Origin of the sequence: Flavobacterium cupreum (assembly GCF_003996965.1) — a bacterium.
Taxonomy (GTDB): Bacteria; Bacteroidota; Bacteroidia; order Flavobacteriales; family Flavobacteriaceae; genus Flavobacterium; species Flavobacterium cupreum.
In genome coordinates, this window is record NZ_QWDM01000012.1 from 134,702 (window position 1) to 148,425 (window position 13,724).

General features: G+C 38.3%; 9 protein-coding genes. 4 read left to right on the top strand and 5 right to left on the bottom strand.

What is annotated here, in order from left to right:
- Positions 1-77 precede the first annotated feature (77 nt).
- The 5 genes from D0817_RS17885 to D0817_RS17905 form a co-directional block, all read right to left on the bottom strand.
- Positions 78-1,310 (bottom strand): glycoside hydrolase family 26 protein, encoded by a 1,233-nt coding sequence (locus D0817_RS17885; protein WP_127339729.1) that lies wholly within the window; start codon positions 1,308-1,310, stop codon positions 78-80.
- A 17-nt stretch (positions 1,311-1,327) separates the two neighbouring features.
- Entirely contained in the window at positions 1,328-2,518 is a 1,191-nt protein-coding gene (locus tag D0817_RS17890; RefSeq protein WP_127339730.1) for an AGE family epimerase/isomerase, read from the bottom strand.
- 6 nt (positions 2,519-2,524) lie between these two features.
- Positions 2,525-3,715, bottom strand: a complete 1,191-nt coding sequence (locus D0817_RS17895; RefSeq protein ID WP_127339731.1) for a glycoside hydrolase family 130 protein — start codon at positions 3,713-3,715, stop codon at positions 2,525-2,527.
- 29 nt (positions 3,716-3,744) lie between these two features.
- Positions 3,745-5,136, bottom strand: coding sequence for an MFS transporter (locus D0817_RS17900; RefSeq protein WP_127339732.1), 1,392 nt, complete (start codon positions 5,134-5,136; stop codon positions 3,745-3,747).
- 96 nt (positions 5,137-5,232) lie between these two features.
- Entirely contained in the window at positions 5,233-6,360 is a 1,128-nt protein-coding gene (locus D0817_RS17905; RefSeq protein ID WP_238160904.1) for a glycoside hydrolase family 26 protein, read from the bottom strand.
- A 304-nt stretch (positions 6,361-6,664) separates the two neighbouring features.
- On the opposite strand from D0817_RS17905, the gene D0817_RS17910 reads away from it, so the two are divergent.
- From D0817_RS17910 to D0817_RS17925, 4 genes are all read left to right on the top strand, one after another.
- Positions 6,665-7,543: an AraC family transcriptional regulator gene (locus D0817_RS17910; RefSeq protein ID WP_127339733.1), complete on the top strand. Its 879-nt coding sequence runs from the start codon at positions 6,665-6,667 to the stop codon at positions 7,541-7,543.
- A gap of 312 nt (positions 7,544-7,855) precedes the next feature.
- Positions 7,856-11,023, top strand: a complete 3,168-nt coding sequence (locus tag D0817_RS17915) for a SusC/RagA family TonB-linked outer membrane protein (RefSeq protein ID WP_127339734.1) — start codon at positions 7,856-7,858, stop codon at positions 11,021-11,023.
- A gap of 11 nt (positions 11,024-11,034) precedes the next feature.
- A complete protein-coding gene (locus D0817_RS17920; protein ID WP_127339735.1) occupies positions 11,035-12,594 on the top strand; it encodes a RagB/SusD family nutrient uptake outer membrane protein in 1,560 nt (519 codons plus the stop codon).
- 19 nt (positions 12,595-12,613) lie between these two features.
- Positions 12,614-13,678, top strand: a complete 1,065-nt coding sequence (locus tag D0817_RS17925) for an IPT/TIG domain-containing protein (protein ID WP_127339736.1) — start codon at positions 12,614-12,616, stop codon at positions 13,676-13,678.
- Positions 13,679-13,724 lie beyond the last annotated feature (46 nt).

The following is a 13,724-nucleotide window of genomic DNA, read 5'->3' on the forward strand; positions in this document are numbered from 1 at the left end:
AGGGAGAGCGACGTACTTTACGGATTCAGCGCATTTGATTTCTCCTTCGTCGAAATGACACGGAGTATACTTATTTTTTATTTTGGTAACTCGTACATTTTAGGCAAAGAATTCACCAATGCTGATTTTGTTTTTTTACTAAAAGTATTAAAATCTCCCGAATTCGAAACAGAACCATTTGGCACATAATAACCGTCTTTATTATTGTTCCAAAAAAGTACATAACTCACTTCAATAGTATTGGATGTCAGTGCGCCGTACAAATAAACAGAAAACCAGTCTTTTACCGGGACAATCGATTCCGTAACGCGATAACCGGTCTCGGTCAACGCAGCAATTTTTACTTTGGTTTTGGCTAAATCGGATACTATTTTTAATTTAGAATTGGCTGTGTTCGCTCCCGATTGTCCTTTATTATCGAAGTCACCATAATTATCCATTCCCAAAATGTCAACGTATTTATCACCCGGATAGCGGCTTAGATAATTGCTTTCCGTGGTATACGAGTTGTCGGGAGAAAAGGCGTAGAGGATATTGTGGACGCCTTTGGTGTTTTTTAGATAATCAACCGTAAACTGATAGCCCTTTTTGTATTCTTCCGGAGTGCAAAAACTTGCTCCCCACCAGAACCAGCTTCCGTCAAATTCATGAAAAGGCCTGAAGATAATCGGAATCAATTCGCCATTAGCCGCTTTCAGGTTCGAAACCACACTGGCTATTTTATCGAGTTTTTTCTTGTACCATTCGTGATTGGCCCCACCCGGCAAAATACTTTTGAAGGCGGTAGTTTTTTGTTCCGTTGTCATGTCGGACACGTAAAATGATTCCTCTTTGTTGGGTTCTCTCAGGTGCCAGCAAAAAGTATTGATCATGCCTTTGGCGTAAGCAGCTTTGGTATCATTTATTATTTTTTGTTCCTGTTGGAAAAACCAGTTGCCAGACTGATTGTTGTTGTTTTTGTCCGTAATAAACATAAAATCGGAGCCTAAAACCGCAGGATCGAAACCGGTACTTTTTTTAATATCGGAATCTCCGCCGGCATCCAGATAGAAGCTGTTAAAAGCATCTTGCTGACCTATAGCGGTTTTGGTTTTGGCGAGTTTCTTTAAATTATAAAATAAAGCCACAGTTTCTTTGGTCGCATTGGCGTCAACGATATAACCGGTAACGTTTTTGGTCGTTAAAGGATCACTTTGTGTTGGCGGATCAATGATGACTTCATCGCTGGTGTTTTCGTTATCAGACGAACAGCTGCTGACTGTCAGCATCGATAAACTTATAAATGCTGTTTTGAGAAAAGTGGTTTTCATGGGTTGGGTTAGTTAGGTTAGTTTTTTATTCTGTGAATAAGTTCTAAACAGGCGCGGCTATTGTGATACGGGCATTTCCAGAAACCCGCCTTATCCTTTTCTATCAAAGAATAGTCGCGGTAAATTCCCCAAAACCATTCTCCGTTTTCAGCATCCAGAATGTGGTTTTTAATAAAATCCCAGTTTTTGAAAACGATGTTCAAATAATTTTCATCTCCGGTAAGCTGGTAAGCGTTGTAAAAGCCAATTAAGGCTTCGGCCTGAATCCACCAATGCTTTTCGGCAACGAGTTCGTTCTTTTCAGCGTCAAATTCATACCATAAACCGCCATCGGAATCCAGTCCTTCTTTGGTCACTTCTGCCATTTGAACGGCATGTTTTTTATAATTAGTAATAAGCGTCTGATCTTCTGAAATTTCGGCACACTGCAATAAAAGCCAGGCCGCTTCGATATCATGACCATAGGAGATGACGTCTGGTTTTTCGATCCAGTTTTCATCGAAAAACAAACGTAAATGACCTGTTTCGGTATTGATGAAATGTTTTTCTATGGTTTGTAAAAGTTCAATAATATCGTTTTGAAGCGTTTTGTCTTTCCAGACTTTAAAGAGATTGGCATAGGCTTCTACGATGTGCAAATGCGTGTTCATCGTTTTCTTTTCGTTGGCATCCTTGTCGCTCAGGCGCAGATCTTCAATTGGCTGCCAGTCTCTTGTGAAAGCTTCCAAATATCCTCTGTTTACCCGATCGTAACTGTGCTTCTGAATTTTTTTGTATAGATTAATGGCGATTTCTAACGCTTTTTCGTCTTTGGAAATAACATAATATTCCGATAATCCGTAAATAGCAAAAGCTAAAGCATAAATTTGGTTTTTAGTGTCTTTTGGTGTTTTATCAGCATGGATGCTCCAGAACAGACCACCAAATTCGGTATCGTACAAATGATTCGACACGTACTCAAAAGCTCTTTGTGCTATTTTTTTATGCGCTTCCTTTTTCGTAACCTGATAACCTGAAGAAAAGGACCATAAGATTCGGGCATTTAACACGGCACCTTTTTCAGCATTTTCAATTCTGTTTTCGGAATGGTCGATCTGTCCGACAAATCCATCATTTTGGGAATCGATCGCGTTTTTGGACCAATAGCTTAAAATGTTTTCAAGCTCTGTTGCTAATTCGGTTTTGAGTTGCTTTAGTTGTACTGACACGATCTATTATATGGCGTTATTTTTATCAATTTGACTGATGATGGTGCTTACGGAACCTGCCGAAATAAAAGTATCTTCAGGCGTATTCATTACGTAATCAATTAATTTTTCTACCGATGAAACGGCCACATGCATTCTCGTGTCTGAGGAAGCGTAATAGATAAAAACAGTTCCGTCCGTGTCTTCGATCCAGCCGTTGGTAAATAATACATTTGATACATCGCCCACTCTTTCGATCCCCTCAGGTCCCATAAAATGTCCGGCAGGCACATGGGTGACTTTGGTAATATCGTGCAAATCGGTCATAAACATGTATAAGGTATAACGTAAACCTGCAGCGGTATTTCGAACGCCGTGTGCCAGATGCAGCCATCCTTTTTCAGTTTTGATAGGAGCAGGGCCGGCGCCATTTTTTAATTCATAGATCGTATGGTATTTTTTTCCGAAGATGATTTTTTCGTCTTTTACAACCGGATTGGTCATGTCGTCGATGTAGCCCAAACCAATTCCGCCGCCATTTCCAACATCAATAAAACCATCTTGCGGACGGGTGTATAAAGCATACTTCCCATTTACAAATTCAGGATGTAAAACCACATTGCGCTGCTGGCCTGTATTCGAAATTAAATCCGGTAACCTTTCCCAGTTTACCAAATCTTTCGAACGAACGATTCCGGCATTGGCTACCGCCGAACTGGTATCCCCTTTTGGTGCTTTTGGGTCTTTTCTTTCGGTACAGAAGATACCGTACACCCAACCGTCTTCATGGTGAATCAGACGCATATCGTAAACGTTGGTGTCCGGTTCTTCAGTTTGCGGAATCACACATGGTTTTTCCCAAAACTTAAAATGATCCACTCCGTTTGGACTTTCCGCTATCGCGAAAAAAGACTTTCTGTCGATTCCTTCTACGCGCACGGCAAGCAGGTATTTTCCGTTCCATTTGATGGCACCTGCATTAAAGGCGGCATTAATTCCGATTCGTTCCTGCAGGAAAGGATTGGTTTCTTCGTTGAGGTCAAAACGCCAGTTTAATGGAACGTGCGCTGCTGTAACTACAGGATTCTTGTAGCGTTGGTATATACCGTTTCCGATAGTGTCCTGAGGCGCATTTTTTTGCTCAATCAGTGTGGTATGTTCTTTTTCTAATGCTACTTTTCTATCCTGAAATGTAGTTGAAGTGGCTATTGTTGTCATAATAATCGATTTCTGTATCTGTGTTGATTTTAAAGGGTCTGGTCTCTTTTTTCGTTTAAATCCAGTTCTATGGTTTGTAATTTTTCTTCGGATAAAGGATAAAACAAAATAAAAACTACTGATATAATTGCTGCGATTGCAGGAAGTATGCTTAACATTAACTGTATTCCGTTTTGGGTCACTGCAGTTTGCTCTATATTGGCCTGAAAACCATAATAGCCCAAAAGCCATCCTGTTCCCGCACCGCCAATCGTCCATCCGAATTTTTGTGACATGGAGGAAGCGGAAAAAACCAGTCCGGTCGCCCTGCGTCCTTGTTTCCATTCCGAATAATCGGCGCTGTCCGCATACATGGACCAGATTAAAGGGAAAATACAGCCTGCACAAATACTGATCAGCACCTGAAAGCCCATGATCAGGAAAATATCTTCTTTTCCGAAGAAATAGAAAATCAGACTCAGAAGCGCTGCCAAAGCCATGGCGCCAAAAAAGGTTTTCTTTTTGCCTATTCTGTTTGCAATAGGAGTCGCAATGATCACTCCGATGATATTGGCTGCCTGGCCTAAAACCAAATAAATGGAGGTTGGCGTCATGTGAAAATCAGTTCCAAACAATGAAAAGTCGAAATTCACACTGCTGCTCACATAATATTTGAAGTAATACACTGCGGCTCCGTCACGGATGGAATTGAATACTAAGGCACCAATTCCGGCTCCCAGTAAAATCCACCAGGGTTTATTTTTTAGTAAATCTTTTAAGTCTTCCTTTAAATCGTTTTTTTCGTCAGCAATAGGTTTTACCCTTTCTTTAGTGAAGAAAAAGCAACCCCAGAAAAAAGCAGTGGTAATCACGCCAAATACTGAAATGGTAGCGAGCCATCCCGATTTGGAGTTCAGGCTTCCACCGAAATAATTTACCAATGGCTCAATCAGCCAAAGTGCCAAAAGGCTTCCTCCAAAGGCAAAAACCATACGGTAGGAGGAAAGTGTTGTTCTTTCTTTTCGGTCAGACGACATGACACCCAAAAGGGATGCATACGGGACATTGATTAAAGAATAAATCATCATCATGGCCGAGTAGGTAACATAGGCATAAATGATTTTTCCTTTTTCGTCAAAATCAGGGGTGTAAAAAGTTAGTACTCCGATCACTGCAAAAGGCACGGCCACCCATAACAGATAAGGCCTGAATTTTCCCCATTTGCTTTTCGTCCGGTCAGCAATGATTCCAACAATAGGATCAAAACAGGAATCCCAGATTCGCGTAATCAGAAACATCGTTCCGACAACAGCTGGTGCCAATCCGAAAACATCGGTGTAGAAAAATAAAAGGTACATGCTGAAGATTTTCCAGAACATTGAAGATGCAGCATCTCCAAGACCGTAACCTACTTTTTCTTTTAAACTAATTTTGTCGTACATCAGGTATTTTTTAATTGTTGTGGTTTATATTTAGTTAGTTGTTTTCTTTCTGTGTGTTGATTTTTTTTGCACGCAGATCGCGCAGCTTTTTAATTCTCAATTTTTAATGTCTTTTTCGAATAATGTTTTGTCGAGCTTGTAAAAATCAACAAAATCTTTTTCGCTTAGCTGTCCTGAGAAGGGTGCGTAATAATGCATTTTCTGTTCTTTCTCCTGCCATCCGTGGTTTCTCCAGAGTAAAACATAAGAAATTTTATAGTCTCCAATGGCTTTTAGTAAAGTTCCGGTCCACCAATTGGCATCGGGAATGGCTTCGTATCCTGCTTCTGCCAGTGCAATTGGTTTGTGTTTCTCTAAGCCGATTTCATTTAGGATTTTAAGTTGTTTTTGAACGCCTTCAATAAACTTTTTCCCTTCCTTATCATCATTGTTCTGATAGGCATCGAAACTCAGCATGTCGACATAATTGTCGCCCGGATAATGGGACAAAAAGTCTTCTTTAGAGTCAAAACTGCCGGTGTTGTAGCTGTAAATTAAATTATGGACCCCTTTTTTCTGCAGGTATTCGAAAGTAAATTTCCAGGCAGCTTTAAATTCTTCCGCGGTACAATTGCCTTTTCCCCACCAAAACCATCCGCCGGTAAGCTCATGATAGGGTCTGAAAAGAATCGGAATGTTTTTTCCTTTATTGTCTTTTAAGGACAGGAAGAAAGCTGCGGCTTTGTCTAACCAGGAAGTGAATTTTTGATGGTTTTCGCCGCCGGGCAAAATGGTCTTTAATGAGTTTGGCGTGTTGTCCCAGGCATTTTTTCCGGTAGCAGGATTGTCAAAATGCCAGCTTATTGTTGAGATTCCGCCTCTTTGATTAGCGTCCTGGATGTATTGTTTCATTTTGGCAAAAGGAACCCCGTCTATATTATTCGTGTCGTCTTTTTCTAAGCCGGCAATGTCCCATCCGTATACGGCAGGATAATCACCTGTAACGTCTTTTACATCGCTGCGTCCGTTTTCATATTTCCAGTTTACACCATATGCCAGATCATCCTGATGGCCAAACAGGAAACCTTTTTGAGTCAGTTGATTCAGTTTTTTATATAGTGAAACAGTCTCAGGTGTTGCTTTATTATCTGAAAGTGACAAATTAGTATTAGTCCCAATACGCTGCGAAGAACAGGAAGTTCCTATGAATACTGAGGTTATGAACATTAAAATATTTTTTTTCATTACGAATAAGTTTGTTTTTCAATGTAATAGGTTTCAAATCCTGATTTGATACCCGACTTCGGACTGCTTGTTTTTTCAATCGATAATCCAATAGGCTTTGTCGGTTAAAATTATTAAAACTTTAAAAAGATATTCTATTAAAAATGATTAATGTTTATTATTAATAGTCTTTTTGAAAAAATGATAATTCCATTTTTCAAAGATAAACGGATGTTTAGCGCATAATTAATATTATTTTATCAATTATATATCATATTATTGCAAATAAAAAAAATCAAATACCACTTCTAAAAACCAATTTAAGATGAGTAGTTCCAAGAATTTTTACAGAGAAATTGCGCCGCTTTCGGCCGGAGACAGTTTTTTAGTTTTTGACAGAGTGAAAGACAGTTTTGACTTTCCGGTGCATTATCATCCGGAATTTGAGATCAATTTTATCTTAAACGGAAAAGGAGTAAAGCGTGTTGTAGGAGATAATATAGAAGAAATTGACAATGTGGAATTGGTTTTAATCGGCCCCAATTTATATCACGGCTGGGAACTGAATAAATGTACGAGTAAAAAAATTCATGAAATTACAATTCAGTTTCATAACGACCTTTTTCATGAATCGTTGCTTTCAAGACGTATTATGAATCCGATTCGCGATATGTTCAATCGTTCCATTCATGGCATTCTTTTTTCCAAAAAAGTAGCCGAAGAATTGACGCCAAGATTGGTAAGGCTTTCTAAATTAGACGGAATGGACTACTTTTTGGAAATCACCTCTTTATTGTATGATCTGGCGAACTCCAGGAATCAGCGATTGCTTTCTACTTATACCGTAGATTACGATACGTTTGACGACTATGATAAAATGAAGCTGGTTTACGAATATGTGCAGAAACATTTTGCAGAAAAGATTACACTGGAAGATGTTGCCAATGTCGCCAGCATGTCGATTATCTCCTTTAATCGGTTTATAAAAAAACGCACAGGCAAAACTTTTGTCAATTATATAAATGATATCCGTATCGGATATGCGGCCCGCTGGCTGGTAGAAAAGGATATGAGCGTTTCTGAGGTTGCTTTTAAATCCGGCTTTAATAATATTGCGAACTTCAATCGTAGTTTTAAAGCTACTAAAAATTGTACGCCTAGTCAGTATAGGGAAGATTTTTCTGGACTAAAGCGTATTTTATAGTGATACTTTTTTTGCACAAACAAATATTATTTTTAACGAAATCGTTTGCATTTTAAACGATTCATTAATTTTAATTTATAATTTGTCTTCGGATAGCGCATACTGATTGCGAATAATGTAATTTTTAGGTAAAATTATTTTTATATGTGTTTTTTTAAATGCGTATAGTAAAAATATTATCATTAAATGATATAATACTATCGATTTAATGTTTCCTTCTGTTATAGATTTGTTAAATAATTTAAGAAAATAATAACCAACTCTTTATTGCTTAATTATAACAATACTAATTTAAACTAACCAAACATTATTATGAAAAAACTAATGACTAATTTCATTCATTGGAATGCTAACCACATAGCGGTTCCTTTGATTTTATTTTTGTTGCTGACGAGTAATTGTATTACTGCTCAGGTAAAAGTTGCAGGAGTCGTGTCTGATGATAAGGGACTTTCTATTCCCGGAGCAAATATTACGGTAGTGAGTACAAAAAAAACAACGTCAACAGATTTTGATGGAAAGTACGTTATTGATGCTCCCGCTAACTCCAGCATTTCAGTTTCATTTATTGGATATGTTACTCAGACCATTAATGTAAAAAATGGCGGGCCTGTTAACGTCGTCCTGAGACTTAACGCTGAAGATTTGCGCGAAGTATTGGTAAATGTCGGATACAGAAGCCAGAAGAGAAAAGATATTACAGGGGCAGTTTCTTCTGTTTCATCAAAAGATTTTAAGGATTCCCAGCAAGTTACGATAGAGCAGATGCTGCAGGGAAGAGCTGCAGGGGTTGTCGTGACTAATAATTCCGGAAAGCCGGGAGGAAGTGTTTCGGTAAAAATTCGTGGAAATGCTTCTTTGGGAGGCAGCAACGAACCTTTATATATAGTAGACGGTATTCCAATTTCGGGTGATGCAACAAGTCAGGCTACTGGAGGAACGATTGTGAGTGGATACATCGGAACGAATACAGGTAGTGTGACCAATAGCCCGCTGGCATTTCTGAACCCGAATGATATTGAAACGATGGATATCTTAAAAGATGCGGCCTCTACCGCTATTTACGGTTCAAGAGCTTCTAACGGAGTAGTTATTATTACGACTAAAAGAGGTAAAAAAGGCGCCGGAAGAATAACGTACGATACCGCATTTTCGGTACAGGATGTAACCCGACTGCTTAAAACAATGAATTTAAGCCAGTATGCTACACAACAAAATGCATTGGCACAATATTATGGTGTGGCACCGCGTGATGAATTTGCCGTGCCTTCTGTTTTGGGTAACGGAACCAACTGGCAGGACGAAATATACAGAACAGCCTTAATGACAAGCCACCAATTGTCTTTTTCAGGAGCAAATGACAGCACGAATTATTATGTTTCCGGATCTTACCTGAATCAGGATGGTGTGGTTATCGGATCTGATTTCAAAAGATATACTTTCAAAACTAATTTTGAATCAAAAGTAAAAGACTGGCTGACAATGGGGGTTAACCTGACAGCAGGGATCACCAATCAGAACATTACCATTGAAGGATATAGTGATGGTATTATAGGTACTACTATATTGTCTACTCCCGATGTTGCGGTTAGAAATTTAGATGGCAGTTATGCAGGACCTCCTAAGGATGGTTCGCAGGGTGCGTGGATTAACCCGGTGGCAAGTACTTTGATGAATACCAATTATTTAGTACAAAAGAATTTCCAGGGGAATTTTTATTCCACTTTTAAATTAGCAAAAGGATTAGAATACCGTTTCGAATTGGGAGCGAATACTTCGCTTCAGAATTTTGAAGCCTTTCAGCCGACTTATGTTTGGGGAGCTGCTGTTAATAAAGTAAACCAGCTTCAGGAAAGGGCCAATACCTGGTATCAGTTGAATATTAAAAATATGTTGACGTACAGATTTTCTACAGGAAAACACAGTTTTAATTTCATTGGGGCTCAGGAAGCAACAGATGCAACCTGGTTTGGAAATAGCCAGTCTGTGAGCGGATTGTTAAGTAATGATGTTCATTCGATCAATCTGGGTGATCAGAATACATTAGTAGCAAGTGAATATAAAGGAAGCAATGCCCTGTACTCTTTTTTCGGGACTTTTAATTATAGTTTTGATAACAGATACAGCATTCAGGGTACCATAAGAGCTGATGGTAGTTCTAATTTTGCCAAAGATAAAAGATGGGGATACTTTCCTGCCATTTCAGGTGCCTGGAACCTTTCTAATGAGAAGTTCATGGAAAACACTAAAGACTACGTAGACAATATTAAATTCAGAGTGGGTTACGGAGAAACAGGAAATCAGGTTGTGGGCGGAGGATTGTATCTTTCTAACATACAAACCATCAAATCGGCTTTGGGTAATTTCTTTACTGCCGGTAATATTGCAAATCCGGGACTGACCTGGCAGACTGCAGAAGATACCAACTTAGGACTTGATTTCAGTTTGTTTAAATCAAAACTGAATGCGAGTGTAGACGTTTACAGAAAACAATCTTCAGGATTTTTATTTGTATTGCCATTGCCAACGTATGTTACCGGTTTAGAGCAGTATCAGGGTGGTCTGGCTGCTCCGACAGTAAACCTGGGAAGTATGAGAAACCAGGGTATAGAAGCTACATTAAAATATTCAAATAAATTTAGTCCAAATTTTTCATGGGACGTGACGGCTATTTTCTCTAAGAATAACAACAAACTATTAAGTTTAGCCGAAAATTTTGATTTAATAAAAGAAGTTCAGGTGAACGGGTATACGACCAAAACAGTTACTAAAAGTGAAGTGGGTCAGCCGATAGGTCAGTTTTACGGCTATCAAAGTGTTGGCATTATACGTACAAACGAACAACTGGCCAATGCTCCAATCCCTTTTACAGGTAACAAAGCTACAAAAAGTGTTTTGGGAGATGTTGAATACGTAGATCAGAATAAAGATGGGTTAATTGATGAAAAAGATTTGACTTACATAGGGAATCCAATGCCTGATTTTACGTATGGTCTGAACAATACATTCAAATATAAAAATCTGGATCTTACTGTTTTCCTTCAGGGTTCTCAGGGAGGTAAAGTAATGAACTTAACCAGAAGAGCGGCCACAAAAAACCAGCGTCTTTACGAAAATCAACTGGCAGAAGCTGCTGATTTCTGGACGCCTGATAATCCGAACGCAAAATATCCAAGACCTGACGGCGGAGACGGACATCCTAATATCGCCATATCAGATCGTTATGTAGAAGATGGTTCGTTTTTGAGAATTTCACAGGTGACTTTTGCTTATAATCTGCCATCGGATATTCTTTCTAAAACCAAATTAAGTAAACTAAGATTTTATGCAAGTGTTCAGAATTTGTACACTTTCACCAAATACACGGGTTATGATCCTGAAATTGGAGACTATAATCAGAATGCTTTATTGAGCGGAATTGATTCAGGGCGTTATCCTACCAACCGTACCATTACGTTTGGAATGAATGTTGAATTTTAATTAAAACTATTATGAAAATATATAAAATAAATTTTAAAAGCTTAGCGGTAGTGGCTTTGCTGGCTTTATCTGCTTCATGTAGTGAGGATTATTTAGACCGACCTACACAGGACGGATATGTAAGTGATAATTTTTATACATCAGATGAGCAGGTACAACGTACTACTTATGGAATGTATGGAAGAATGTGGGCTCCGTTTTTTACAAAATGTTTTTTCGCGCTTTCCGAAATGTCTTCCGGAAACTGCTGGTCAAATGTGGATGGAAATGAGGTAATCCAGTTTAAATTGACATCGGACAGTTTCATTTTGTCTGATCCGTGGAGATCTTGCTTTGGTATCGTTGCCCAATCAAATGATCTGATCAATAACCTGAATACCAATGCAAAAGCAGGTGTGAGTCCAGATGTGATTAAAAATACAATCGCAGAGGCACACTTTTTCAGGGCAGTTTCTTATTTCTACCTGGTACGTTTATTTGGCCCTGTGCCTATTATTGAAGATAATTTAGCATTGGCAAAAAATCCGATGGTAAATAACAACAGAATTGAAGATGTGTATAAGTTTATTGAAAACGATCTGAAATATGCCGCAGCAAACCTGAAACCAAAAGTAAGGTTAAGAGGTTCAAGTACCACAAATGTATTTGTATCACAGGGAACTGCAGAATCATTTTTGGCAAAAATATACCTGTATCAAAAAGATTATACCAACGCCAGAGCCATGGCAGAAAAAGTAATTAATTCAGGAGAATTTGGACTTTTACCGAACTATGGAGATTTGTTTCTGACCAGTAAAAATAATAACGAAGAATCTATTTATTCCTGGCAATGGTCCGGAGCGGTCAATGAGTATCAGGCCGGAAACCCTTCTAATGTTCAGTATGGTTTAGAAATTTTAAATAATGCATCTTACGGAGCAGTATATGTTCCGTCTAACGATATTCAGGAAGCTTTTGAAGTGGGGGATTTACGAAGAAAAGAATCGTATATGATCTATGGAGATACATATCCTGGATTACAAGCAGACGGTGTCGTTGGCTTTACATTAGATAAAACAAAATATCCAAACGTATTGGATGCAACCGGAGCGGCTGTAAAAAAATATGTGGTAGGTGAGGCTACGGGAGAGACAGGGCCAGCAGATAATTGGGCTTCTATGAGTAATTGTAACTATATCATGCGTTATGCCGATGTTTTGTTAATTCATGCTGAAGCAATATTGGCGGGTGCGAACGAAACAAGTGATCCGAATGCAAAAGCATCTTTTAATAAAATCAGGAAAAGAGCAGGTTTAAGTGAATTGAATGTCAATACGCCATTAACCAAAAAAGCATTGTTTCAGGAAAGAAGAGTTGAATTTGCTTTTGAGGGAGAATTCTGGTATGACCTCGGAAGATTGCCAAGAGCAGAAGCGATTGATATCATTTCGAAACAGGACAGAGGTTCTGATTATGAAGGCGTAAAACATTACACACCGGTAGAAACAGATTTTGTTTTTCCTAAACCGGCAAATGATGTCAGAAAAAATCCAAAGTTAAAAGAGGCTCCGGTACCTTATGTTTTTAAATAAACTTTAAAGCGCAACAATTATGAAAAATATAAAAAAAATAATGCTATTGAAGTTTTGCTTTTTAGCTTCAATCTTATTCCTTACTTCCTGCTCAAACGATGAAGGCAGTAATTCTTCCTCAGGGAAATTAGCGGTAACAGGAATTAGTAAATCGGTTATTGATGATCCTTTAGTAGAAGGAGACAGACAGGTAGACGTTCCAACGGATGTTATTAATGCAGGGAATACCTATATTATTAGAGGTTCAGGTTTCGCCACTTTGCAATCCATATCTTTCAATGGACTAGAATCTTCTTTTAATCCGACATTGGTAACAGATAATATTATTGTGATTTCTGTAGATCAGGATACTCCGTATTTTAATGAAATGGATGAATTGAGGATTGTGACCAAAACCGGAACATTGAAATACACGGTAAAAGTGAGACCACCTTCTCCAACTATTTCAGGTTTTCCGATTAACCCAAATCCGGGAGATATCATTACTATCAAAGGAGAGTATTTCCTGAGACCGATCGTTAATTTCGGAACTACAGCCGTTGAGCCTATTTCTTCAACCTTAACTGAAATTACCGTAAAAGTACCGGCAGATATATTGTATAAAAAGCTCTCTGTGACCAATGTTTCCGGAACTACTGTGGCTGGACAAACTTTTGGAAGCGCTATTTACGATGATGCTTATACGTCACTACGATCTTATGATGGTTTGTGGGATGCAACAAATCCGTATGACACTGCCTATGATAAAGATCCAAAGCAAGGTTCAAAAAGCATTTCATGGAAAGCCGGCCAATGGAACGGGTTGTATATTGGAATTGATAATTCAAAATTTGATATTTCTAAATATAAAGGAATCAGAATAAGTCTTAAAGGACAAAATTCAGGTTCAGTTGGTGTATTTATTAACGGAAATGATAAAATAAAACCGGTTATTAATTTTTCATCTGACTGGACGTATGTTGAAATCCTTTTCAATACGTTAGATAGGCCAACTGTATTAACACAAATTACATTTCAGGAATTTGGAGGCAAAGAAGGAGGAAACACGATTTTTATTGATGATTTAGGTCTGATATTAAAATAGTAAGAATTTTTAAAAGAATCATTTAGGAGGATGAAATGATTCTTTA

Bases quoted from the DNA above. Each gene is read 5' to 3' on its own strand.
- D0817_RS17885 (WP_127339729.1), bottom strand. From the start codon at position 1,310: ATGAAAACCACTTTTCTCAAAACAGCATTTATAAGTTTATCGATGCTG.
- D0817_RS17895 (WP_127339731.1), bottom strand. From the start codon at position 3,715: ATGACAACAATAGCCACTTCAACTACATTTCAGGATAGAAAAGTAGCA.
- D0817_RS17900 (WP_127339732.1), bottom strand. From the start codon at position 5,136: ATGTACGACAAAATTAGTTTAAAAGAAAAAGTAGGTTACGGTCTTGGA.
- D0817_RS17905 (WP_238160904.1), bottom strand. From the start codon at position 6,360: ATGAAAAAAAATATTTTAATGTTCATAACCTCAGTATTCATAGGAACT.
- D0817_RS17910 (WP_127339733.1), top strand. From the start codon at position 6,665: ATGAGTAGTTCCAAGAATTTTTACAGAGAAATTGCGCCGCTTTCGGCC.
- D0817_RS17915 (WP_127339734.1), top strand. From the start codon at position 7,856: ATGAAAAAACTAATGACTAATTTCATTCATTGGAATGCTAACCACATA.
- D0817_RS17920 (WP_127339735.1), top strand. From the start codon at position 11,035: ATGAAAATATATAAAATAAATTTTAAAAGCTTAGCGGTAGTGGCTTTG.
- D0817_RS17925 (WP_127339736.1), top strand. From the start codon at position 12,614: ATGAAAAATATAAAAAAAATAATGCTATTGAAGTTTTGCTTTTTAGCT.